The 23,226-nt window shown below is 41.9% G+C and carries 20 protein-coding genes; 11 read left to right on the forward strand and 9 right to left on the reverse strand.

Features of this window, described 5'->3' with window-relative positions:
• Positions 1-372 precede the first annotated feature (372 nt).
• The 3 genes from OCV36_RS19875 to OCV36_RS19885 all read left to right on the forward strand — a co-directional run bounded on the left by OCV36_RS19875 (position 373) and on the right by OCV36_RS19885 (position 3,944).
• Positions 373-996 carry a helix-turn-helix domain-containing protein gene (locus tag OCV36_RS19875; RefSeq protein ID WP_017074374.1) on the forward strand — a complete coding sequence of 208 codons (624 nt, stop codon included), beginning with the start codon at positions 373-375 and terminating at the stop codon, positions 994-996.
• A 493-nt stretch (positions 997-1,489) separates the two neighbouring features.
• Positions 1,490-2,623, forward strand: a complete 1,134-nt coding sequence (gene gcvT / locus OCV36_RS19880; RefSeq protein WP_029224962.1) for a glycine cleavage system aminomethyltransferase GcvT — start codon at positions 1,490-1,492, stop codon at positions 2,621-2,623.
• A gap of 250 nt (positions 2,624-2,873) precedes the next feature.
• A complete protein-coding gene (locus OCV36_RS19885; protein WP_017074372.1) occupies positions 2,874-3,944 on the forward strand; it encodes a S1 family peptidase in 1,071 nt (356 codons plus the stop codon).
• 84 nt (positions 3,945-4,028) lie between these two features.
• Here the strand turns inward: OCV36_RS19885 and OCV36_RS19890 are convergent, their stop codons facing one another.
• The gene (locus tag OCV36_RS19890) at positions 4,029-4,355 is read right to left on the reverse strand and encodes a hypothetical protein (RefSeq protein WP_135457807.1); all 327 of its coding nucleotides are present in this window, start codon (positions 4,353-4,355) and stop codon (positions 4,029-4,031) included.
• A gap of 199 nt (positions 4,356-4,554) precedes the next feature.
• Between OCV36_RS19890 and OCV36_RS19895 the strand changes: the two genes are divergently transcribed.
• Positions 4,555-4,872 carry a helix-turn-helix transcriptional regulator gene (locus OCV36_RS19895; protein WP_017074370.1) on the forward strand — a complete coding sequence of 106 codons (318 nt, stop codon included), beginning with the start codon at positions 4,555-4,557 and terminating at the stop codon, positions 4,870-4,872.
• 152 nt (positions 4,873-5,024) lie between these two features.
• On the opposite strand, the gene arfB is transcribed toward OCV36_RS19895, so the two are convergent.
• Complete coding sequence (arfB, locus tag OCV36_RS19900) at positions 5,025-5,435, reverse strand: alternative ribosome rescue aminoacyl-tRNA hydrolase ArfB (protein WP_135457809.1); 411 nt, start codon at positions 5,433-5,435, stop codon at positions 5,025-5,027.
• An 87-nt stretch (positions 5,436-5,522) separates the two neighbouring features.
• Here arfB and OCV36_RS19905 point away from each other — a divergent pair, with 87 nt between their 5' ends.
• Positions 5,523-6,146, forward strand: coding sequence for a beta-phosphoglucomutase family hydrolase (locus tag OCV36_RS19905; RefSeq protein WP_135457921.1), 624 nt, complete (start codon positions 5,523-5,525; stop codon positions 6,144-6,146).
• A gap of 36 nt (positions 6,147-6,182) precedes the next feature.
• On the opposite strand, the gene OCV36_RS19910 is transcribed toward OCV36_RS19905, so the two are convergent.
• The 4 genes from OCV36_RS19910 to OCV36_RS19925 all read right to left on the reverse strand — a co-directional run bounded on the left by OCV36_RS19910 (position 6,183) and on the right by OCV36_RS19925 (position 12,298).
• Positions 6,183-8,087 carry a sensor domain-containing diguanylate cyclase gene (locus tag OCV36_RS19910; protein ID WP_135457811.1) on the reverse strand — a complete coding sequence of 635 codons (1,905 nt, stop codon included), beginning with the start codon at positions 8,085-8,087 and terminating at the stop codon, positions 6,183-6,185.
• A gap of 233 nt (positions 8,088-8,320) precedes the next feature.
• The gene (locus OCV36_RS19915; RefSeq protein WP_135457813.1) at positions 8,321-10,069 is read right to left on the reverse strand and encodes a formate--tetrahydrofolate ligase; all 1,749 of its coding nucleotides are present in this window, start codon (positions 10,067-10,069) and stop codon (positions 8,321-8,323) included.
• A gap of 318 nt (positions 10,070-10,387) precedes the next feature.
• Positions 10,388-11,692 (reverse strand): inosine/guanosine kinase, encoded by a 1,305-nt coding sequence (locus OCV36_RS19920; protein WP_017074365.1) that lies wholly within the window; start codon positions 11,690-11,692, stop codon positions 10,388-10,390.
• Between the two features lie 129 nt (positions 11,693-11,821).
• A complete protein-coding gene (locus tag OCV36_RS19925) occupies positions 11,822-12,298 on the reverse strand; it encodes a CreA family protein (protein WP_017074364.1) in 477 nt (158 codons plus the stop codon).
• A gap of 248 nt (positions 12,299-12,546) precedes the next feature.
• Between OCV36_RS19925 and OCV36_RS19930 the strand changes: the two genes are divergently transcribed.
• The 3 genes from OCV36_RS19930 to OCV36_RS19940 all read left to right on the forward strand — a co-directional run bounded on the left by OCV36_RS19930 (position 12,547) and on the right by OCV36_RS19940 (position 16,131).
• The gene (locus tag OCV36_RS19930; protein ID WP_029224961.1) at positions 12,547-13,041 is read left to right on the forward strand and encodes a hypothetical protein; all 495 of its coding nucleotides are present in this window, start codon (positions 12,547-12,549) and stop codon (positions 13,039-13,041) included.
• Between the two features lie 60 nt (positions 13,042-13,101).
• The gene (locus OCV36_RS19935) at positions 13,102-15,051 is read left to right on the forward strand and encodes an HD domain-containing phosphohydrolase (RefSeq protein WP_135457815.1); all 1,950 of its coding nucleotides are present in this window, start codon (positions 13,102-13,104) and stop codon (positions 15,049-15,051) included.
• 351 nt (positions 15,052-15,402) lie between these two features.
• On the forward strand, positions 15,403-16,131 hold the full coding sequence (locus OCV36_RS19940) for an HAD-IA family hydrolase (protein ID WP_135457922.1): 729 nt from the start codon (positions 15,403-15,405) through the stop codon (positions 16,129-16,131).
• Positions 16,132-16,773: 642 nt separating this feature from the next.
• Here OCV36_RS19940 and OCV36_RS19945 read toward each other — a convergent pair.
• Complete coding sequence (locus OCV36_RS19945) at positions 16,774-18,198, reverse strand: methyl-accepting chemotaxis protein (RefSeq protein ID WP_135457816.1); 1,425 nt, start codon at positions 18,196-18,198, stop codon at positions 16,774-16,776.
• A 148-nt stretch (positions 18,199-18,346) separates the two neighbouring features.
• The gene (locus tag OCV36_RS19950; protein ID WP_135457818.1) at positions 18,347-19,570 is read right to left on the reverse strand and encodes an aromatic amino acid transport family protein; all 1,224 of its coding nucleotides are present in this window, start codon (positions 19,568-19,570) and stop codon (positions 18,347-18,349) included.
• 448 nt (positions 19,571-20,018) lie between these two features.
• Between OCV36_RS19950 and OCV36_RS19955 the strand changes: the two genes are divergently transcribed.
• The 3 genes from OCV36_RS19955 to OCV36_RS19965 all read left to right on the forward strand — a co-directional run bounded on the left by OCV36_RS19955 (position 20,019) and on the right by OCV36_RS19965 (position 22,262).
• A complete protein-coding gene (locus OCV36_RS19955) occupies positions 20,019-20,147 on the forward strand; it encodes a hypothetical protein (RefSeq protein ID WP_261377578.1) in 129 nt (42 codons plus the stop codon).
• 174 nt (positions 20,148-20,321) lie between these two features.
• Positions 20,322-20,933 (forward strand): acyl carrier protein phosphodiesterase, encoded by a 612-nt coding sequence (locus OCV36_RS19960; protein ID WP_135457820.1) that lies wholly within the window; start codon positions 20,322-20,324, stop codon positions 20,931-20,933.
• Between the two features lie 57 nt (positions 20,934-20,990).
• Entirely contained in the window at positions 20,991-22,262 is a 1,272-nt protein-coding gene (locus tag OCV36_RS19965) for a DEAD/DEAH box helicase (protein WP_135457822.1), read from the forward strand.
• 208 nt (positions 22,263-22,470) lie between these two features.
• Here the strand turns inward: OCV36_RS19965 and OCV36_RS19970 are convergent, their stop codons facing one another.
• A complete protein-coding gene (locus tag OCV36_RS19970; RefSeq protein WP_017074355.1) occupies positions 22,471-23,199 on the reverse strand; it encodes a TetR/AcrR family transcriptional regulator in 729 nt (242 codons plus the stop codon).
• Positions 23,200-23,226: the final 27 nt, after the last annotated feature.

Here is a 23,226-nt window from a genome sequence, read left to right on the forward strand (position 1 = left end):
CATTGGTATCGTTTGCGCTATATAGGTATAGATAAACGTGAATTGCGTTATAAATATACTCTTACAGCGTCTAAGCGATCGTTGTAGGGTCAATGCAGCACGAATTGTTTCCCAAAAGTTCGGGTAAAAAACAGCTCTTACAAATGTTAAATCTATCATTTGCTGCAAGCTGAAGTAGCATCTCTTCATCTAACAAGTCGATAACATAGCTCCGATAAAATCAATTTTCAACAAAAATTTCCAATAGGAAACAACTTTTCTTGTTTTGCTACGGGGAGCACGCTTTATTTCTGTGTGTGCTCTTTAATCAACAAAGCGCTTCATGCAACAATGAAATGAATAGACAGGATGTAAAAATATAATGAGGGACCTATGTCAGAAGACATTTATGATGAGTACCCATCTTTAACGTTAGCGAAAGAAACGTTAGACCAGAATATTGAACCTCTGAGGCTTGGCCAGCGCATTAAAGATATACGCAGCAAGCTTGGGATTACGTTAGAAGAAGCTAGCCAAAGAACAGGTTTGGCTCGCTCTACGCTCAGCAAAATTGAGAATGAGCAAATCTCGCCAACCTTTCAGGCTATGCAAAAACTAGCGATGGGCTTACAAATAAATATGCCCCAACTGTTTGAGCCACCAAGGAAAAAGGTCGCAACAGGGCGTCGTGACTTAACTAAGGCTGGCCAAGGTAAACCTCACCCAACCCCAACGTACGAGCATGAACTGCTTGCAACAGAGCTTTCTAATAAGAAGATGATGCCGTTTAAGAGCCGCGTGAGAGCGCGTACTTTTGAAGAGTATAACGATTGGGTACGTCACGACGGTGAAGAGTTTTTGATGATCATCTCTGGTGATGTGATGTTCTACTCAGAATTCTATGAACCTGTGCCAATGAGTGAAGGTGATAGCATGTATTACGATGCCAATATGGGTCACATGCTTATCTCGACCAGCGCAGAAGACGCGCTCATTTTGTGGGTGACAGCAAAATAAATTAACAAAGTTGGAATTTCTTATAGTGAATGCAACCGTTTGCTTTTGTTTCTAACGTTGTTCAAAAGACGCGATATTGATGTGATAATCATCAATATCGCGTTTTTGTATGCATCGAAAAATTGTTTTTAAATTGTTAAATGTCACATTTTGAACTGTTTTACTATTGTTAAGGGTGTAAAACTGACTCATGCTTGTTTATTATAGTGAACACGGTTTACTCATGTTGATTGAAGTTTACTGAAGTGAATTCTTAGAAAGTGACTTGTAGAGCTTTTGTACAGCTAACCTGATTTATCAAGCTAACGATATAAGCCTATATAAAAGACATCACTTTTTACTATCTACTGTTTCTAAAGTTAAGACGTCAAGGTGACTAACGCGAATACGCTGAGGTGACTAATGATGAGACTTATCGTTAGAAGCGACTCTAAATAGAGATATAAGCGGCAGACTCGATTTGAAAAGCCTGCAACGCTTCATGGAGAAGAAAATGACTCAAGAACACGCTAATCAAGACCTACTTACAACACCACTGCATGCACTTCACGTTGAAGAGGGTGCGAAAATGGTTCCTTTCGCTGGCTACGATATGCCAGTTCAGTATCCACTAGGTGTAAAGAAAGAGCACTTACACACTCGTGATGCTGCCGGTCTTTTTGATGTTTCTCACATGGGGCAACTTCGTCTTCATGGCGCAAACGCAGCAGCTGTCTTAGAATCTTTGGTTCCTGTAGATATTATTGACCTTCCTTCTGGTAAGCAGCGCTATGCGTTCTTTACTAACGAGCAGGGCGGCATTATGGATGACCTAATGGTTGCAAACCTAGGCGATCACCTGTTTGTTGTTGTAAACGCGGCTTGTAAAACACAAGATATCGACCACCTAACTGCGCACCTTCCAGCTGACGTAGAAATGGAAGTGATTGATGATCGCGCTCTATTAGCACTTCAAGGCCCTAAAGCGTCTGAAGTTTTAGCTCGTTTCCAACCAAGTGTTGCAGACATGCTGTTCATGGATGTTCAAAAAGTGGATATCGATGGTGTTGAATGCATCGTGAGCCGCAGTGGCTACACAGGTGAAGATGGCTACGAGATTTCAGTACCTAACGATCACGCTGAAGCACTTGCTCGTAAACTAACATCAGAAGCAGAAGTAGAGTGGATCGGCCTTGGTGCTCGTGACTCACTTCGTCTTGAATGTGGTCTATGTCTATACGGTCATGACCTAGACACAACGACAACACCAGTAGAAGCTAGCCTTCTATGGGGAATTCAAAAAGTTCGTCGTACTGACGGCGAACGTGCAGGTGGTTTCCCTGGCGCTGATATTATTCTTGAGCAACTTGTGACTAAAGATGTTCAACGCAAGCGTGTTGGCCTAATTGGTCAAACTAAAGCGCCAGTACGCGAAGGCGCTGAATTGTTTGATGCTGAAGATAACAAGATTGGCGTAGTAACAAGCGGTACTGCGGGTCCTAACGCTGGTAAGCCCGTTTCTATGGCTTATGTTCGTACTGACTTAGCGGTAATTGGCACTGAATTATTCGCTGAAGTTCGTGGTAAGAAATTACCTATGACAGTAGAAAAAATGCCATTCGTACCTCAACGTTACTACCGTGGCTAATCTCTCCTAAGAGAAAATACCAAACCTAACGAAAGCCTATTGTTTTTTCTCTGGATTGAGAAATTAGACAATGGGCTTTTTTGTTACCTGAGTCGTATCGATATCGTTCAACTTGGTTTCACATTCAGCTTAAATAGTGAAATCTGTGACCATTTCGTTATAAATACTTACTATACTGATGGTTATGGCATGCTATGGTGGCGAAATATCAATTTTGTGTATAAGTGGTAAGGGTTACAAGGAGTTATCTATGAATGTGAACCACACAATCAGTCCGGTTCGTAAAGCCGTTTTGGGGCTTTTAGCGCCATTAATTTATACATCAAGTGTTATGGCGACGGAAAATGCGGCCGAAAGTACTCCTGACACGGGTGTCACACCTTATATCGTGAATGGTAGTAACGCTTCAGTAACGGAATTCCCTTCAATGGCTAGCTTGTTCATCGATCGAATTGATTATGATGGCGTGTACTCGACGGGCCCATACTGCGGAGCGACAATTTTAGATCCAACGCATATTTTAACGGCTGCACACTGTATTTATGGTGATGAAAACGCTCAGCTATTTACTGTCGTAGTCCCTCAACTACAAGACACTTCTCAATTCCCAAAAGGAAGCATTGAAAAAATCCGAGTCTCAGAGGTGTTCTATCCTAGCGATTATTCTAATAGCTTGAACGATTTGTTGCGTAATGACGTAGCAATTTTAAAACTTGAAAGCGCGCTCAATATAGATTCAGTTAATGATGTTGTGAAACGCCCCGACGACGAAACTTATCGAAGTTCTTTACAGGCTTTTACGGCTGTGGGACATGGAGATACTGAATCTGGTGTCGATGCTACTACTTTATTACAAAAAGCATCGCTAAACTATGTCGATAACACGACATGTGCAGCTGCATTTTTTTCAGGTTCGAACCTAACTGATAATCAAATATGCTTTATTGGTGACTATAGCGTTTTCTCTAGCTTATATGGCGGTACTTGTCAGGGTGACTCTGGTGGGCCTGTTTACTGGAAAGATGGTACTGATTATAAACAAGTAGGTATTACAAGTTTTGGTCCTGAAACGTGTGGTGGTGGCAACATTACTGAGGGCGTTACCGTCACATCAGTATTCACTGAAATCTATAATTATGAGAGTTGGATTGATAGTGTGGTTGCTGGAAATGAAACCGCTAAGTTTGTTTCTACTGATGCCAAACGCACGGCTTACGCCGGTACTAGTTCATCAGGTTCAAGCAGCGGTGGCAGTGTGTCATTTGGTTTGCTAGGTATGCTGATGTTGTTCGCGGGTCTTAGAAAAGCCGTGTTACGTTAGAACTTCAATGTTTTGAACAAGTCGACGCTGTATCGAACGATAGCGTCGACTTTTTTATGTCTGCAGGTTTAGTTGTTTAGTCATTTACTCGCTTAGTTCTACAATTACTTTACGGCTGTACCTTTCTAGAATCTCATCCATCTCTTTTATCGCATCATTGATGCTTTTGATGCCACCTTGCGCTACCTCTTTTTCGCTTTGATTCAACGCCGAAAAAGCTTGCTTAAGTTCTTTATCTTCTAGCATGTTTCCGTGTAACAACACTTCTTTATAGGTTAGTAGCCTATGTTGTACTGCTGCTATTTCATTGCGAGTACTCTCTGATTTCAAAGCTTGTTTTATGCAAGGAAATGCCAATTTAAAATGACTCGCAATTTCCAACTTGACGTGTTTCTTATTCGCAATTTGCAATTTTTCTTATTCCTAACACTTGATGTTCAAGTTTATTAGCCTGTACGTTCATGACTGATTTATGTGTGAAGGTTTATGAAACGTAACGTTTTTTATAGGCCGGATAATATGCCGTTGGTGGCGTATGTAAAGTGTGGCGAGTCAATATGGTCTGCTTCTTGCTGAATTTAGGACATAACTGTCTAATGAGGAGAAGCTTATGTCCCAAGAACCCATCGTGATGGCGTTAATTGAGCGCAGGAAGCAAGGCAATTTATCGCAAGAAAAATTAGCTTCGAGTGCAGGAATGAGTTTGAAAACGTATCAACGTATCGAACGCGGTGAAGCCGATATCAAAATGTCGCAGTACCGCTCAATCACGAGAACGTTAAAAGTGACTGATTTGGACGTTGTTCTTGATATTGTTGGTGCATCTCAAGCGACAGCCGAAGATGTGGCTGCGGTCAGTCGATTATTAAGCAGCGAAGAAAGGATGCTCTTAATAAAGCTGATCTTGTCGGTCAAAAAGCAGCATTAGTTAGGTTTCGTCGACAATAGCAACATTAAGCAGGCTTTCGGACTCAATCTGTTTTGCGCATCACACCGACTATAAAGGGTGGGTCGTGCTTGTAGAGTTAAAGTTACAGTTGATGTTTCACGGGAGATACGTTCAAGGATCGCATGAAAGGATTAGCTGACTCTTCCACGAAGTTGTTTGGTTGTGCTTCTTTGCTTCTTGCCTTCTAAACGCCTTTTTTGAGAACCGCGTGTCGGCTTAGTTGCTCGACGCGCTTTTTGTACCTTTGTCGCTTCCAAGATCAATTCTTTCAAACGCACTAATGCATCGTCTCGGTTTTGTTCCTGATTCCTATACTGTTGAGCTTTAATGATAATTACGCCATCTTTGGTGATGCGGCTATCTTTGTGCGCTAACAGTTTTTCTTTATAGAAATCAGGTAGTGTGGAGTGGTTAATATCAAAACGTAAGTGTATCGCGCTCGATACTTTATTGACGTTTTGACCGCCAGCTCCTTGTGCTCTGATCGCAGTTAATTGGATTTCCCAGTCTTGAATTGAAACAGAGTTAGATATTTGTAACATAAACATCCATTTTGAACGGTAATATGGGGTCATGATACTGAATATTGGTTATGGTATCAGTAACTTTCTCAAAGAGTGGTAGTAGTGATGAAAATAGATTTAACGGCGTATGAAGGGTTAATCTTTGATATGGATGGTACGTTGATCGATACAATGCCAGCACATGTAAAAGCGTGGCAGCAAACGGCTGATGAATTCGGTTTTTATTTCGAGGCGTCTTGGCTGCATAGTTTAGGTGGTATGCCGAGCTATAAGATTGCCGGTGAGGTGAACAGTAAATACGGTTTATCGCTCGATCCGCAAGCTGTCTCTACGTTTAAGATGGCGTCGTTTGCGGCTATTGAAGATAAAGGGGACATTATCCCTTGTACTCATTCTCTGTTGTTAGAGCATTTAGGCAGCAAAAAGATTGCGGTTGGAACGGGCAGCCAACGTAAAAGTGCCGAACAGTTGTTAGAGAAAACCGATATCCTGAACAAGCTTGATATTTTAGTGACAGCAACGGATGTCAAAAATCACAAACCAAACCCAGATACGTTTCTTGATGCGTGTTTTGGAATGGGCTTACAGCCAAAGCAGTGCGTTGTGTTTGAAGATACCAACCTTGGCAAGCAAGCCGCGCATGCAGCGAACATGGATTGTATTCTTGTGGTCGAAGGGAACAAGTTAGAGTTTTACCCATACCCATCCCCATCTCCATCTCCAAGTTGATCGAGTGCCCAATAAAAGTGGCAGTACTATCTATTGCTAGGCAATTTCGCTCATTTCGCTGTCGAGGAATAAACACACACTGTTTCGACCTATTGCTTTTGCTTCGTATAGTGCTAAATCCGCGCATTTGTAATTGAGGGTAGGGTCGTTCGTCAGGTTGGTGATTCCACCGCTTATGGTAACTACGTTATCGAGCTCGATACTGACCGCGATTCTCAGCCTATTGAGTACGTATTCCGCTTCTTCGGTTGTGGTATGAGGCAGAATTACACCAAATTCTTCACCTCCGATGCGAGCGACAAAATCGGTTTCACGACACTCACGTTGTAATACTTGAGCCACCGTTTGAATGACACGGTCACCGTAATCGTGACCAAACCTGTCATTAATGCGTTTGAAATGATCAATATCTAAGATAGCTAAGCAAGATTGTTCTCGAGTTGGGTAACGATTGACACGAGAACACTCATCGCGAAGTTCAAGATCGAATTTACGTCGGTTCCAACACTCTGCTAACGCATCTTTCTCACTCAAGTTTCTCAGTTTTTTCTCAAGTTCTTTGTGTTTGCTGATATCAACAAATGACGCGACATAGAACTGAATAATGCCTTTCGAGTCTTTGATGGTTTGAATTCTAAGTATTTCGGTAATCAATGAACCGTCTTTGCGACGATTTATCACTTCGCCTTCCCACATGCCTTTCTTCTGGATTACGCTCCACATCTTGATGTAGAACTCCTGATTATAGCGCCCAGAGGCAAACATCGATGGTTGGCGACCTTTTACTTCTTCCAGTTCATAGCCACTGACTCGAGTAAATTCTTGGTTAACTTTAATGATTCGGTTATTTCTGTCGGTAATGACCAGTGCAGACATACCGTTCATTGCTGCTTTGGCCAGTTGGCTATCTATGCTGTTCTTTTTATGGTTACTGTTCCACAAAACAAAACCAGCAGAGATCATAGAAATTAGGAAAGATAAGGTGATGACCTGCACGAATATAGCTTGTTTTTCTTGTAGGTACTGGCTGCTGAACAGTTGGTTTTCAACATGAAGAACCAAATAAATTGGTCCTTCAAATTGCTTTATTTTAGGGCTGATATCTGAGTGGAAATACCAGTTTTTACCATCAAAGTAGCTAGAAGAGGTATTTTCTTGAATGGCTTTCCAAAGTTCCGGGTAAAGCTTCGCGTAGGTTTTATCTGAACGAGATTCAATAAGATGCCCAAACGATTCATCGATATCCGGACCCATGATGACATGTCCGGTCCTGTTAAGAATAACAGGGACGGCTGATGACGTACCGATTTGATAAAGAAGACGGTCGTAGACCTCGAGCATATTCAGGTTAGCGATAAAGTAGCCAATAATACGATCTTCTGATGCGACGGGTGTCATTATCCTTAGGGCTGGCATCAAAGGATGGACAACCTCACCATTTTCAATCTCTAAATCGATACCGTTGGAGCTTACGTCTCCAATTTTTAATTGTTGAAGCGTTTTAAAGTAACTACGAGCCGACTTATCTTGAAGCTTATTAACTGGAACTATCGTCGCGTTATTGTTGTTGTAGTTAATGCGGTAAACCTCATTACCTTCTAAGTCGAGGTAGCGAAGTTGAGAATAATATTGCTGTCCGCGCGCTAACATCACCCATAGATCTTCTAGCGCTTCTTTATGAACAATCGAAGGTTCTTCGATCGCACGCAGTAGTGTTTGAGAATTTGCAATAGAAGGCACGGAGTTGGAGATTTGCTCAACAATTATTGCGAGCTCATGAAAGCTGTATTCAATTTGATTTTGGCTGGATTGCTTAATATTTAACGTGTGTTGGGCTTCGACCCGGTCAAATTCAGAGTTGATGTAGAGGGCAGGGACTAATCCTAGGGCAAATATGGTGCATAGAAATTGGCTGATTAGTTTTTTTATACTCGTATTCATCACTGTCCTCAAAGAATCAGCGCAATACTATATATTTTATAGGGTTTTTAATGTGATCTTTACCCAGAACTTAAAACAAGATCTGCATATTATTACGGTTTTAGTGCAACTTTTTGCAATTGGAGTTGCGAAACGAGCAGTAATATCGTTATGGAATCATTGCTCGTTTAAGTACACTTAGTTCAGTTGTGGTTAATAATTTCGTTGAACAAAAGGTATTACGTTAACTTTACCTAGCTTAATCCGATAATATTGCCATTATTATCAATATCTAACGACATGAACGCCGGTTTATCGGGTAGGCCGGGCATTGTCATTACGTTGCCACACAAAGCATAAATAAAGCCCGCACCTGCACAAAGCTTTAGTTCTCTAACTGGTACATCAAATTGAGTCGGTGCGCCTTTTATATGAGCTTCGGTAGAGATAGATAATGGTGTTTTGGCCAAACATACGGATAGGCCACCGTAACCATGCTTGTTGAACTCTTTGAGTTGTTGTTTCGCAAGAGGTGATAACGAAATGCTCGACGCTCCATACCCAACTTCAGCCACCGCCATCAACTTTTCTTCCAAGCTCTGTTCCGAATGGTACAAAGGCTTAAATTCACAGGCGTGTTGACAAGCATTAACCACTGCGTGGGCGAGCTTAATCGCACCTTCACCACCTTTGCCAAACGCTTCACTTACTTCAACGCGAACGCTTGGGTCGAATTCGATGACCATCTGTTTCAATGCGTCGAGCTCTTGAGCAGAATCTTGTGGGAATTGATTAATCGCTACTACCGTTGGCACTTGGTATTGCTTAACGTTGTTGATATGCCATTTAAGGTTTTCGAAGCCAGCAGTCAGGGCGTCTTGGTCATCATTAAAAATCGAATCCGGTAACGGAGTGCCTGGTCTTAAATCGTACAATCCAGAGTTAGCCTTTAATCCGCGTAATGTAGCTACAACGACTGCGCAGTCAGGTTTTTTGTTTGATGCTTTCACTTTGATGTTACAAGCTTTCTCAAACCCCATGTCAGAGCCGAAGCCACCTTCAGTCACTACAAAGTCACTCAACTTCAACGCTATCTTGTCGGCAATAATCGAAGAGTTTCCGTGGGCTATATTCGCGAATGGTCCCGCGTGAATGAGTGTCGGCACGCCTTCAAGGGTTTGCATCAATGTTGGCTCAATCGAGTCTTTCATTGTTACTGTCATCGCGCCTGCAACGTTGAAGTCATCTGCGGTTAATGGCAAACCTTGGTGGTTATACGCGAGTACGACACGACCAATACGTTTGCGTAAATCTTGAAGGTCATCAGCAAGTGCAAGAATTGCCATCAACTCTGAGGCTGCAGCGATATCAAACCCGTCTTCGCGCTCAAAGCCATTTATTGTTTTACCAGCTTCGTTTTTGCCAACGGTGATCATGCGCAGCGCGCGGTCATTGTGGTCAAGTACACGGCGCCACACGATTCTGCTTGGATCGATGTCTAATGATTTTAAGCCAGAGCGTGTTTCAAAGGCTTGCAATCCTTCACGCTGCTCGTGATACAAACGAGCGTCGATAGCGGCAGAGGCAAGGTTGTGAGCGGCTGTTACAGCATGAATATCACCGGTGAGGTGCAAGTTCAATTGTTCCATAGGGGCGACTTGAGAGTAACCACCACCGGCTGCGCCACCTTTAATACCAAAAACTGGCCCCATCGAAGGCTGACGAATACAGGCCATTACTGATTGGTTGATCTCAGCGAGCCCTTGTGCCAAACCTATGGTGGTGACGGTTTTTCCTTCACCTAGGGGAGTTGGGGTAATCGCGGTCACGACAACTAATTTACCATCTTGCAAGCTAGCTAGGCGATCCAGTGATGTTAGGGACACTTTAGACTTGTATTGCCCTAATGGTTGGTGTTCATCATGTTGTAGGCCTGCTTGTTCAGCAACCTCACTGATGTTTTTAAGGGGAGTTGAGCGACAAATATCGATATCAGACAGCATATTTGATCCTTATATCAGAACCTAAAGGTGGTACGTAAACGTTTGCGTGGCGATAGTACTGTATAAATTTACCAAGTAAAGGCAAACCACACGAATTATGTGCTGGAAGATAACAGATCTAAAGAGTCATTGCGCGAGATCAAATCTTCAATGAGCAAGATATTCGATTTGATTACCTTCAATGGTGATTACATTGACCCTTAATACAAAAAGGGCTGCATATAGCAGCCCTTTCGAGGAATCGTTAATCTTGCTCAGGTTATTCAATCTAACTTGTTAACCGCTAATTTGTTAGCCAGCTAATTAATTCGGGTTAGATTAACGATCCCAGTATGTTTCTTCTAAGCTATCTTCGCGTTCTGGTAGTGCACGAGAAAGGCGAGGAGAGTGCTGAGTCAATACTTCGTAGCTTACGCGGTTTGCGTACTTACAAATTTGAGACAGTGACGAGTACGTTAAGCACGCGTGCTCGTGTTTCTCTGAATTCGGTACGTTCACGTGATGGTAACTGTTCGCTGCCATGTCATGTAGAAGTGCCGAAAGCGCGCCATCACCAGCGCCGTTTGTGTTTTTAATCTCAAGTGGGCCACCCAAGTAAGGGCCGATGTGAGAGTACACTTTTACTGGGTCTTTACAGTCTTGCTTACGCATCGCACGGCTGAATTCGTATTTGTTAAATTCAGGAATGTTACCCGGTAATAACGGTAGTGTTGTTTCGCGTTTCGCTGGCTCGTCTGTGTAGCCTGCCATGTATAAGCCGACAGGACCTGCAGTGCAGAGAACTAGGTCAACCCACTCAAGCGCTTTGTTCGCCGCTAGCAAAGGATCTTTTTCACCGGTTAAGGCTTCACCTTCGTCTTCGTTCATTGCAACGATAGTGACGTTTTCTTTAAGGTATTCTTGCCACCATTCTGCGTTACCTTCGATCACGTACTTAGTACCAAGCGTCAGTACAACAGGGACATTGTGCGCTTTCGCGTATTCAATCGCTTTTTGTACGGCTTTTGGCATTGGATCTTCAGGCTTACCACGCATTAGGTATGAAGACACGACCAATGCAGACGCTTTTTCGAAAATCTGTTCAGGAATGCTTTCAGGAAGCAGCTGGTTCATGTGTCCTTCGTTGATTGCAAACGTACGTTCGCCATCTTCGGTAATGAGCGTGTAACAACGACCAATAGGACCATCAACAGTTTGTAGGTGGTTTAAGTTCATACGAGAAGAGGTGCGGCATAGGTAACGGTAACCAAATGAGCCAACTTCAATTTTCTTAGACATAACGCCAAGCAGGACAGATTTACTGTCTGCGAGTACGGAATAGTTGTGCAGCGTATTGCCGATAGTATCGCCAGGGTACTGATGCGTGATCAAACCACGCTCAACTAACTCTTCATACAGCGCATCTGCTTTACTTTCTTCCAATACTAGTGAGTGACCTTTACTCAGCTCGTATTTTTCAAGGAACGCGTTGTCAACACGGGCTTCGATATCAACAATAGTTTGACCCACACCGACAATTGTTGCGCGGTGAAGCTTGGGTGTTTGTTGAATTTGGTTGACCAACGGATCACGGGCGTGAGTTGGAAAGTAGTGCTTAGATTTACGCTGTCCAGGAAATTTCATATGACAAATACAGTGAAAAAATTTTGCCGCATGATATCACATTTTGTTTCTGTTTCTTTCATTTTTATTACATTTTGAATCACCTGCGCAATGTCTGTACAGGTGATTCTGTTCGACTATTTACTGAAACTATTCTGTTGGAACTACCGTTGCGGGATCAACGTAAGCCTTTGTACCCCAAAGCGGAACGGTTGAAAGGCTGTGTTTGAAGCTGCCTTCAGTTTCTTTGGTGGTGTAAGACAAGTAGAGCAGCGATTGATTCTCAGCATCGTATATACGACGAACCTTCATTGTTTTGAAGAAGATACTTTTTGACTGCTTGAATACCACTTCGCCTGATTTACTTTTGTCTATTTTAGCAATCATTTCTGGAGTAATTTCGCCCGTTTGACGACAAGAGATAGAGCTATCGCTTGGATCAGAAAGGCTAAGATTTGCTTCGATTGATGCAATGTGACAAGTAACACCCGCGATTTTGTCATCATCTAAAGATGACATTTTAATATCTTTCATTGTGAAGAAACCCAATGAGACGTCGCCAACCTCGTTGTCCGAACAGCCAGCTAACATCGTGATGATACCTGCTGCTATTAAGGCTTTTTTCATAAGAAGTCCTTTTTATTTATATAGTTCTGTTTACTATAAGGATATTGAAAGCTTGAATACGAGTGTAGAGCTTTTCTCTGAGTTCTTAAAGGATGTTGTTAGATAATGAAAAATATGAAGCATTTAAAGTACTTGTTGGCCTTAGTTATGCTCTGTATGCTCTCTGCTTGTAGCTCGACACCTCAGTCGATCATATGTCTTCCAAATAACTGTGATATTTGGGGATACTAACCGTGGGTACTAAAAGAATGAATAACGAAATACCTGAAATTGCAAACAAGAAAAACCAATGGCTATTTAGCCAACTCGATATTGCATACCCCGCAAAAGAGAGCCTTCTCGGTCGAGACATCTATAAAAGCCAACTTCCTCAAAAGACTTACCAACTTCTCCCGCAAGACCAAACTCCTACTCAAATTGACGAACTGCACAAAGTTGATTTCCATAAGTTAACCGTTCTATTTTCATTAAACCAAGCCAGTGCGTACCCAAATGAGACAGAAAGCGCACACATGCTGGAGTTCTTAAGCCAGATAATGCTATCAGATGACCATGCTTTGTATGTCGGTACCTTAAATGGTGATGTTGTGGCCAGCGCTATCGTCACTGAGTGCGACGGTTCTCTGTTGATCTCGGATGTTGTTAACAAAAATGATCAAGATATCAATGGTTTTGCTAAACAGTTACATGATTTTTGGACACAAGATCATGCTTCTGGTGATAAAGTATGGGTCGAGAACTAAAGATTCTTTGAGAAAGCGTTAATCTGAGTACAATACCCCATCTTTTAAAAAGGGTTTTGTATGTACAAGCTATTGATATCAATCGCTGTATTGTGTGTTAGCGCTTTTTCTCCTGCTGTTTATGCTAATAACGACTGGAATATTAAACAAATTCTAGTTTTACACTCCTACGAACCTTCCTATCAATGGACCACGGATTTCCAAAAGGGAATAGAAAGTGCGTTCAAACTTTCTCAAGCTGAAATAAAACTCTCTGTAGAATACTTAGATACCAAACGTATCCACAGCTCTGAATATTACGACTCTTTAGCGAACTACTTCGAAGCCAAATATTCGGGATATGAGTTTGATGGCGTGATTGTTACCGACGATAACGCAGCGAATTTTCTCAAATCACTCGGTTCTTTGATTGATCGCTCTACACCCGTTGTTGCAGCTGGCATCAATGATATTAGTACAGATATGTATGCCGTTACGGATAGAGCGACCGTGCTTTATGAGAATGATCATATTGATATTAATATTGCGCTTATTTCTCAATTAAGACCAAACCTCAAAAACCTATATTTCGTGAATGATTACAGTGTCACGTCTGAACTGATTAGAAAAGAAGTATACGAGGTGATGGCCGATTTCCCTGATATTAATCTCGTTGAAATCAACAACCAAACGCTTGAACAAGCGAGCCAATATCTACAGACAATTTCTGCTGACGATGCTGTGTTACTCACTCACTACAACACAGAGTTAAATCAAGGTGTTTATCACTCTTATAAACAGATAGCAGAAACTCTATCAACATCGAGCGCCGCACCCGTGTTTGCACTATGGCAATTTAATATTTTAGGTGACGTACTCGGTGGGTATGTAAACCATTCTCAAAGTATGGGAGAAGAGGCGGTCGATGCTTTAGATAAGTATGTACCACTTGGTTTCTCCAGTCCGTTAGTTCCGGGTGATAACATTCGCTTTGTTTTTAATTACTTAGCAATGCAAAAATTTGGTATTGGTGAAAGTGCGCTTCCTGAGGAGGCGGTAATAATCAACGAGCCTTCTTCTTTCATACGTAAAAACTTCCAATTGTTGGTGGGGTTGGTCATGGTAATCACAGGTTTAAGCCTTATTATCGTGATGCAATTCATTACCTTACGCCAGAAAAAAGAGTTGGCGAAAAAGAATAAACGAATCTTAGCTCTGCAAAAGCAGACCTTGAATGTTCAAAAAGACATGATTCATGTATTAGGTGAAGCTATTGAGACTCGCTCTGGTGAGACCGGGAATCACGTTAAGCGTGTAGCGAAATTATCAGCATTACTTGCCAAGCATAGTGGTTTGAGCCATCGCGAGGTCGAGATGATTGAAATTATCAGTCCAATGCACGATGTTGGAAAAATTTCGGTACCAGAATCCATTTTGGACAAGCCTGGAAAGCTAACCCCACAAGAGTGGGAAGTGATGAAATTACACACCACCGCCGGCTATAATTTATTGAAGAGCGGGGCGGGTGACATTACAAACCTTGCTGCTATTATTGCTAATGAGCACCACGAACGTTGGGATGGAGCGGGTTATCCGACTGGAAAGGTCGGTGAAGAAATCCACCTGTTTGCTCGTATTACCGCAGTTGCTGATGTATTTGATGCGCTACTTAGTGCACGTTGTTACAAAGAGCCCTGGTCAATAGAAATGGTTGTGGATTTGTTTGAACGAGAATGCGGTTATCAATTCGACCCTCAACTTACCAAGATCTTATTGAACCATTTACCCGAGTTCATTGCGATAAGAGATACGTATCCAGATACTGTTGATGCTCGCCACCTTACTGATTTACAACCTAGTAGCAATTCAAAACATGCTTTTGGTTTAAAGCAAACCAGTGACTCTACAAAAGCTATTGATTCAAAACAAAGTGTCAATTCACAGCCAGTTGTCAGCTCACAGGAAACGACCGATTTACAGCAAACTGCAGCTCCAACTCCAGATCCAGAGCGAGAAGCGAGCGTTGTATAGGCTGTGTGGGTTGTATAGGTTATCGCTATGACTGAGCACCGTTCTAAACTTTTGAACCTTCTATTGAATACTCCAATTGGTTCGGTTATCTATTGTTCTGATTAAACTTACCCCATTGAAATTTATATTTTCAATGGGTTATTGTTAGCTTTTATAAACTTAGCTGTATCTGGAGTTTATTCAATTACTCTAATTTGATGAAACCTGTTGCTTACCTAAAAGGATAAGGTGATCCACTGCATATTTTGCGAAGAGAAATAAGCAGGTGTCGGTAAACTGTTACCTGAGTCATCTCTAGCTCTGAGATAACCCTATAGGATAAAGCTTGGATTCGATGTGAGTGAAATATCTATGCGGTTAGAACAGACTAAATGTGTGATTTTTGATTGTGACGGAACACTTATTGATAGTGAAAAGCTTTGCTGCCAAGCCTTAGTGAATGTATTCGCCGGCTTTGGCGCTGACTTAAACGTTAATGATTGTTATGCACACTTTCAAGGCGGAAAGTTGGCCGATATCTTAATGGATACACAAGAACGTTTAGGGTTATCTATCTCTATTGATACACTTGAGCCGTTATATCGCGCAGAATTAGAAGTACTGTTCCAACGTCATCTAAAACCAATGGATGGTGCTATCGAGCTTATTGAATTCCTCAAGCGACAAGACATCGAGTTTTGTATCGCTTCCAATGCACCTAAATCTCGAGTTGAGTCGTCATTAGCAATGACAGGCATGCTAGACGATTTTAAAGGTAAAGTGTTTTCGGCTTTTGATGCAAATAGCTGGAAGCCAGAGCCAGACCTTATTATGTACACCGCAATGAATATGGGCTTTTTACCCAATGAGTGCATCTATGTTGACGATACCTTAAAAGGAATTGAAGCAGGTCTTCGTGCAGGCATTCAGTCGTTCCGATTACGCCCAAGTATTGATGATTCAATAACAGATGATCCAGAAGCCGACTCAGCAGAGCTAGCGGCTCAGGACATATACAGTTTAGAAGAAATTTCGGTTTGGATTAATGGCAAGCACTGTTCAAGTGGTGGTATACCGAGTTCGGGAGCTTGGGTGGGTTAGAGTCGAGTTTAAGGCTGACGATTTTACTAAATTGTTTGGTATGGAAACCGCAAGATGCGCAAGTAAACTTCTCTCCACTTTCTGAAAGCAGATATTCGTCGTGTTGGCATAAAGGGCACGTGATGTCTTCGGTGTTTGGTGCATCTGTTTTATTCATTATGTGTCACCTGCAGCAAGAGGGTAAGCGAAAATAAGACCCGTACTATTAGATTACCCCTAAGCTCGATTATTAGACAGTTTTGACCGCTTATAATCTTCCCTTTGCGACTAGCTTCATGGTAATGACAATCTGGTAGTTAACGCGTATACAGGCGAGCATTTTGTTTTAGATGTGTAGTTTTGCATATTGCGTTTGTTCGTTATTTATCTCGACTAACTCGTTGCGTATCGTGAGTTGGTTTTTCTTATCCTTCTTCCTTCTTCCTTCTGGCTTACTGTACCTTCTGTTTTTGTCATACCACACGTTCTATTTCTGTCTTTTCACTGCTCTGTGACGACCAATAAAGCGTTCAATAATAATCAATTAAGTCAGACGCACATCATTAAACGTCACCATTAAAAAAGGACTCTTACGAGTCCTTTTTAGTTTAACGGCTTATCAACGCAAGTGGTTAAGAGTAGCCTGAATTATAGGTCGAGATTTTAAGTGCGGTATCTTGCCAATGTTTGAGAAAGAGACACAGAAGCTTCTGTTAGCTTAGATACGCCGTTCGAAGAATTCTGAGCTACTTCTTTAATAACGTCTGATTGGCTACGAATATCATTAAGCTCAGCTGCAATGGTATTTGCTACATTGCTTTGCTCGTCTGCCGAAGTCGCTATCTGAATACTCATGTCCATTAACGTTTGAGCTGAGTCTGCAATCGAGTTTACGTCATGGCCAATATTAGAAATGAGTTGGCTACTTGTTTGTGCTTGGTCGACAGTTTGCTCGGTAATCTTTGCAATATTCTGGCTTTCTTGCTGAAGGCGCTCAATCATTGCTTGTATTTCAACGGTAGCGGATTGAGTTCTACTAGCAAGTGTTCTTACTTCATCGGCAACAACAGCAAAGCCACGTCCTTGCTCGCCCGCACGAGCGGCTTCGATAGCAGCATTCAGTGCAAGTAAGTTAGTCTGCTCTGAAATAGCGTTGATCGTCGTAATAACTTCATTAATTTGGCTAGTATTCACATTCAAGCTGGTAACAGAAGAAGAGGTTTGCTCAATCAAAGAAGAGAGGGTAGTGATCTCTGAAATTGCTTGCTGAACCTTGGCGTGGCTGTCGTTAATTTGCTGCGCGTCTTGTTCTGTTTGTTCTGTTGAACGTGCTGAAATATTAGAAACTTCGTTCGCTGACGCTGTCATCTGATCCATTGCCGTTGCCACGGAATCTAGAGAGGCGTTTTGGCTCATAATTTGTGTTTCACTGCGCTTCATCTCTGTTTCGAAAGAAGTCGACGTTTCACTTAATGTCGCTGCGCTCTGGTTCACGTTGTCTACTAGCTCGCTTAGCGTGTCCATTGAACGGTCAAGTGCACAACCAATCGTACCAAACTCATCGCGGCCAGGGTGGAAACCAAGTCGTGATGTTAAATCACCATCACCAATCTTTTGAGTGGTTGAATAAAGGACCCAAAGCGCGCCGCCTAAGAAGGTCGCTACCCAATAGCAGAAAATACCAAAAGGCACACACCATAAGAAGCTGAATAACAAAGTGTACAGTGCTTGTTGCTTTTGACTTTGTGTGTTGATGTCCGAAACGGTAAGAGAATAGTAGTTGCCGTCTTGAGCTACTGCTGTTGCCGTAATTGCACCGTTCTTAAGAATGATGGTTTCTTGAGGGCGTGTTTGTTGACGAATAGAACGAATAGAGCCAGGGGATTCTGATGCAGACAAAATGCCTTTTAGTTGATACTCAACTTGCTGTTTAGAATTAGCGTCAATTTGTTCCATTTTGTTGACGTAGTTAAGACCAGCAAGGCTTGTTACAGAGGCCAAAAATATTAAGAAAATGACCCAAAACTTATCGTTAATAGACATTTTGATAAACAGTTTGTCTATCGTTCGAAATTGTACTTCTTTCATAAAAACTCCACGGTAAATCCTTTAGCGTGGACTCTAAATAACCGACCTCAATAAAAATGTGACTTAGTCCGTGTAATTGTGAAAGTTAATGATATAGACATATCATTTATGAGACTTAGATCAACATATTCAATCGCGTATGCCTTTATTAGCCTAATGACGGCAATAACCCTACGGATATCAGTATTTGGATAGCGATGATAAATACACCAACGCTACCTGCTAAAAATAACGCTTTGCTTCCGCCTAACACTTGGTAAGTTGCTTCTGTACTTTGGGGTTCTACAGAGAAGTCAGTGTATCGAACTTTGTAAACCATAATAGTAGGTAGAAGGATTGCTAATACAGAAAGTGCAATGGCCGCGTAACCCAATGCTGTAATGAATCCTTGAGGATAGAATAATGCAAACCCAAGTGGCGGTATGAATGTGATGGCCGCTGTTTTTACACGTTTGCCGTTGCCAAGCTTGCTGCTCAACGAATCGCCCATAAATTCAAACAGGCCCAAGCTTACACCAATAAATGAAGTAAGAAGTGCTAGATCTGCAAACACGCCAACGATCACACTTAGGTTTGATTGATGAACTGTTTGCGATAGCGACACTAACAATGCACCCAAGCTTGTGTCTGACAATAGTTGTTCTTGGCTAATAACGCCTAAAGTCACACTCTGCCAGAACACGTAGATAACTAAAGGCAGTGCCGAGCCGATAATCATCACTTTACGTAAAGAGCGAACGTCACCATCTAGGTATCGAACAATTGAAGGGATGCTGCCGTGGAAGCCAAAAGAGGTAAACACAACCGGGATCGCTGCAATAATCAGCCCTTGTTGTAAAGGCATGCTCATTAAGTATTGAGAGGTAATGTTGGGTGCTAAGAAGCTGAGTACTAAAACCATCGCAACCAATTTTAACCCAAATAATACGCGGTTAACTTTATCAACACTGTGTGTACCAATCGTCACAACGCCAGCAACTAACAGTGTGAATAGAAGGGTTGTGATTTGGCCATTGAGCTCAATGCCTGAAATATCCGAGATACGTTGATTAAACTGCGCACCACCGCCTGCGATGTAAGCTGAACACAACGCGTAAAAGAGGAACATAACGGCAAAGCTCGCGATCCACTTACCTTTAGTCCCTAAAATAGTATGAGCTAAAGTGTGTAGGGTTGCGTCAGATTCTGCGAATTGATGAAGTTCTACCATTAATAACGCTGTGAAGGCCATCAGCCCCCACAAACAAAGCATCAATAAAAGTGAAGTCGAAAAGCCGATTCCGGCAGAAGCAAGGGGAAGGGCGAGCATGCCAGCACCAACAGTGGTGCCTGCAATGATCAAAGTACTACCAAAAACCTTTGATTTATTCATTGTATATAATTCTTTACGTTAGAGTGTGTTTTCTTTGCGATTCTTCTAGTTTAAGTGAATAAACCCAAAGAATATCTCGATTTTGAAGTATTCTGATTGAGTTTAATTCCAAATGCAATCTCTATTGTAATTAAAAATATCCACTGTACATTTAAATTTACATTAAGCGATGTTCCTGGCGTTGTAATGGTAGAAGCAAACGTTTGACCGTGATCTGCTTCAAAATTGTTAGAGTAATTTGTTGTACTTGGTGTAAGGTGGCAGTACATATGTCATTCGCGTATACCCCTTTAGCGTAGATAAGCGCTAATGATCGCGAGTAGCTTTCAAGCTATAAATATGGAATGGGTAGAGTAGAGTGCGTTCATCAAAGTGACATAATATAAGTCCAAGATGGTGCACTAGTTAACAGGACATTATGTCCACACCAAGGAATAGAGGGGGCACTATGAGTGACCAATCTTTTAATGACGAAAGTCTTGAATTGTTAGATGCTATGGAAATTGGCATTGATTTATCTGACTATGAGCAGACGGTTAAACAATTAGCAGAAGAACTTTTTAACGCTACAAATTAGAGTTTTCTTTAATTAAGGTTTTTTAAGTTCAATGTTTATCCAGTTAAACAATTCTTAAACTGAGCAAACCTCATTCGCTCACACGTCATATCAAAACTATCCTCATTAAAGTTCGCGAAGATAAACGAGTACGTTTACCATGTTACTTAGTTCTCGATACTTTAATGAGGTTCAATGAACTTTCTCGCACATCTCCATATCGCTCAACACTGTAAAAGTAATCTAGCTGGTAATCTGTTAGGTGACTTCGTTAAAGGCGACCCTAATAAATACTATTCAACCTCGCTTTCAGACGGAATAAGACTTCATCGATTCGTGGATAGTTACACAGACCGCCACGAAGTTTCACGCTCAGCTAAATCTCTATTTTCAAATCAAACCCGACGCTTTGCACCTATTGCACTGGATGTATTCTGGGATCACTGCTTAGCCAATCATTGGACTCAGTTCTCGCAGCAGACGTTGGAGCATTTTTGTTTCGATAGTCATCAACAGATCTTTGAACATCAAGAGCCACACTGGCCTGAGAACTTCATTACGATTCATCAAAAGATGTCCGAACAACGTTGGCTAGAAAGCTATCAAGACATGTCCTCCATAGAATTGGTATTGCAACGTATGGCTTTGAGAAAGCCCAAGTTTGGGATGCTCAAAAATTGTTACGACGACCTCGAACGTCACTATGAGACGTTGCAGTGTCACTTTAATGAGCTGTATCCCAACGTTTTAGAAGAAGCAAAGCAGTTTAATGCACTTCAAATGAAGAAAAATCAAAACGAAAGGTAAACAGCGTAATGCAGGTTTGCTACAATCCGCGCCTATTAAATCTTTGAGCATCGAACTATGTCTGAATCTACCCAATCTTTTAACCAACTTGGATTGTCTGAGCAACTTCTTACAACGCTATCAGAGCTAAACTTTACGGCTCCGACTAGTGTTCAAGAACAAGCTATTCCATTGGTACTGGAAGGCAAAGATGTACTGGCTGGTGCGCAAACGGGTACCGGTAAAACCGCGGCATTTGGTTTGCCGATTATTCAAAGATTAATCGAGACTAAAGACAATGTTATTCCGAACCCTAAGCTCGTTCGTGCACTTGTGTTAGTGCCAACGCGTGAATTGGCACAACAGGTGTTTGATAACGTAACGAGTTATGCGAAAGGCACCGATATTAAAGTCGTGGTGGCCTACGGTGGCGTTAGCATGAAGGTTCAAACCGATAACCTACGCGGAGGCGCCGACATTCTTGTAGCGACGCCTGGTCGTCTTATTGACCATATGTTCACCAAGAACATCATGTTGAGCCAAACGGAAGTGTTGGTATTAGACGAAGCAGACCGCATGCTTGATATGGGTTTCATGCCTGATATTAAACGCATTCTTTCTCACATGAATGATGTTCGTCAGACATTATTTTTCTCTGCAACGTTTGATAATAAGATCAAAGCCTTAGCTCATCGTATGATGCAGTCACCTATTGAAATTCAAGTTACGCCAAAAAACAGCACTGCTGACACCGTTACCCAGATGGTTTATCCGGTTGATAAATCGCGTAAAAGTGAACTATTGGCCTATTTGATTGGCTCAAAAAACTGGCAACAAGTATTGGTGTTCACGAAAACTAAGCAGGGTACTGATGCTCTAGTTAAAGAGCTTAAATTAGACGGTATTAAAGCGGCCTCAATCAATGGTGATAAGAGCCAAGGTGCGCGCCAAAAAGCACTGGACGATTTTAAATCAGGTAAGGTGAGAGCGTTGATTGCAACCGACGTGGCAGCACGTGGTATCGATATCCAGCAACTAGAACAAGTTGTGAACTACGACATGCCATTCAAAGCTGAAGATTACGTTCACCGCATCGGACGAACTGGACGTGCAGGTAACAGCGGTTTAGCGATTTCTTTGATGAGTCACGATGAAGCTTACCTGCTAGGTGACATTGAACGATTACTTGATACACGTTTGCCTCAAGAATGGCTAGAGGGCTTTGAACCAAGCCTTGAAAAAGATGTGGCACCAGATCGAGGTGGTCGCAGTAAGAGTCGTTCATCAGAAAAACGTAAGATGAAAGCAAAGCTTAAGGTTCACCAAAACCGCGGTAAAGCGCGTCGCTAATCCTGTTGGTGGTTGAGGTCTATCGCCTGTTGGTGTGAAGAGATTAACCTGAGCCGTCATAAAAATGCCCCGTTACTGTTATTCAGTAATGGGGCATTTTCGTATCAAGCTACTATCAATTACAAATTATCAAATGTCGGATGATAAATATCAAGTAACGAGGATCAAGGTAATTTTAACGTTGAGTATAGGGTGCTCGATGTATATTTTACTCTTGCTCGCATTTCCATACGCAAGGTACTTCGTAAACTAACTCTTCAATAGAACTTGGATTCAGTGTCCATTCATCACTAATATTGAACGTGGCGACCATTTGTGTGTTGAACAGTTGCCAATGCTTTAACAATGCTTCTTCCGGAGTTGATTGCATGTCGCCTTCGTTCCATGTGCTTTCCATGAAAGGGGTTAGGCATACTGCTCCGTGTGCATACATGATCATTTGCCACTTAATTTCATAAATGTTGATCAAGTTATTTGGATTCGCTGCATTATATTGCTCGGCCAACATATTGATTTCTTTTTCGACATTGCCAACATTGTCGATAAAATAATCAACTAGGTTGTCTTTTTGGCGAACGGAGTCGGCGATAAGTTGCATTGGTTTTCGTGAATGAATCATGTTGCTAAAGAGGCGCATACTAAACAAGTAGATAGTAATGTTTGGCGCAACATCTTTTGGTAACTCTTCCATAATTTTAGCGATATAAGACTGAAAATAAGCGTGTAAACAATCGCTTATAGCATGCCAGATCTTTTCTTTGCTACCAAAGTGGTGACGTATAAGACTATGTGATACGCCTGCTTTTTCACTGATGTTTCGCAACGAAACGCTATCATAACCATGTTCACAGAACATATCTGCAGCAACCGTCATGATCAAAAATCGTGTTTCTTCGGCGTCTTTCGCGCTTCTTCTACCTTGCTTCTTTTCGGTCATCTCTATTTCACATGTTTACCTGATTAC

Origin of the sequence: Vibrio echinoideorum (genome assembly GCF_024347455.1) — a bacterium.
Classification (GTDB): Bacteria; Pseudomonadota; Gammaproteobacteria; order Enterobacterales; family Vibrionaceae; genus Vibrio; species Vibrio echinoideorum.

Excerpts from the sequence above, each read along its gene's own strand:
- OCV36_RS19950 (WP_135457818.1), bottom strand. The coding sequence starts at position 19,570 with ATGAATAAATCAAAGGTTTTTGGTAGTACTTTGATCATTGCAGGCACC.
- OCV36_RS19935 (WP_135457815.1), top strand. The coding sequence starts at position 13,102 with ATGTACAAGCTATTGATATCAATCGCTGTATTGTGTGTTAGCGCTTTT.
- OCV36_RS19885 (WP_017074372.1), top strand. The coding sequence starts at position 2,874 with ATGAATGTGAACCACACAATCAGTCCGGTTCGTAAAGCCGTTTTGGGG.
- OCV36_RS19940 (WP_135457922.1), top strand. The coding sequence starts at position 15,403 with ATGCGGTTAGAACAGACTAAATGTGTGATTTTTGATTGTGACGGAACA.
- OCV36_RS19965 (WP_135457822.1), top strand. The coding sequence starts at position 20,991 with ATGTCTGAATCTACCCAATCTTTTAACCAACTTGGATTGTCTGAGCAA.
- OCV36_RS19910 (WP_135457811.1), bottom strand. The coding sequence starts at position 8,087 with ATGAATACGAGTATAAAAAAACTAATCAGCCAATTTCTATGCACCATA.
- OCV36_RS19955 (WP_261377578.1), top strand. The coding sequence starts at position 20,019 with ATGAGTGACCAATCTTTTAATGACGAAAGTCTTGAATTGTTAGATGCT.
- OCV36_RS19905 (WP_135457921.1), top strand. The coding sequence starts at position 5,523 with ATGAAAATAGATTTAACGGCGTATGAAGGGTTAATCTTTGATATGGAT.
- OCV36_RS19920 (WP_017074365.1), bottom strand. The coding sequence starts at position 11,692 with ATGAAATTTCCTGGACAGCGTAAATCTAAGCACTACTTTCCAACTCAC.
- OCV36_RS19895 (WP_017074370.1), top strand. The coding sequence starts at position 4,555 with ATGTCCCAAGAACCCATCGTGATGGCGTTAATTGAGCGCAGGAAGCAA.
- gcvT (WP_029224962.1), top strand. The coding sequence starts at position 1,490 with ATGACTCAAGAACACGCTAATCAAGACCTACTTACAACACCACTGCAT.
- OCV36_RS19875 (WP_017074374.1), top strand. The coding sequence starts at position 373 with ATGTCAGAAGACATTTATGATGAGTACCCATCTTTAACGTTAGCGAAA.
- OCV36_RS19930 (WP_029224961.1), top strand. The coding sequence starts at position 12,547 with ATGAATAACGAAATACCTGAAATTGCAAACAAGAAAAACCAATGGCTA.
- OCV36_RS19925 (WP_017074364.1), bottom strand. The coding sequence starts at position 12,298 with ATGAAAAAAGCCTTAATAGCAGCAGGTATCATCACGATGTTAGCTGGC.
- OCV36_RS19945 (WP_135457816.1), bottom strand. The coding sequence starts at position 18,198 with ATGAAAGAAGTACAATTTCGAACGATAGACAAACTGTTTATCAAAATG.
- OCV36_RS19970 (WP_017074355.1), bottom strand. The coding sequence starts at position 23,199 with ATGACCGAAAAGAAGCAAGGTAGAAGAAGCGCGAAAGACGCCGAAGAA.
- OCV36_RS19915 (WP_135457813.1), bottom strand. The coding sequence starts at position 10,069 with ATGCTGTCTGATATCGATATTTGTCGCTCAACTCCCCTTAAAAACATC.
- arfB (WP_135457809.1), bottom strand. The coding sequence starts at position 5,435 with ATGTTACAAATATCTAACTCTGTTTCAATTCAAGACTGGGAAATCCAA.
- OCV36_RS19960 (WP_135457820.1), top strand. The coding sequence starts at position 20,322 with ATGAACTTTCTCGCACATCTCCATATCGCTCAACACTGTAAAAGTAAT.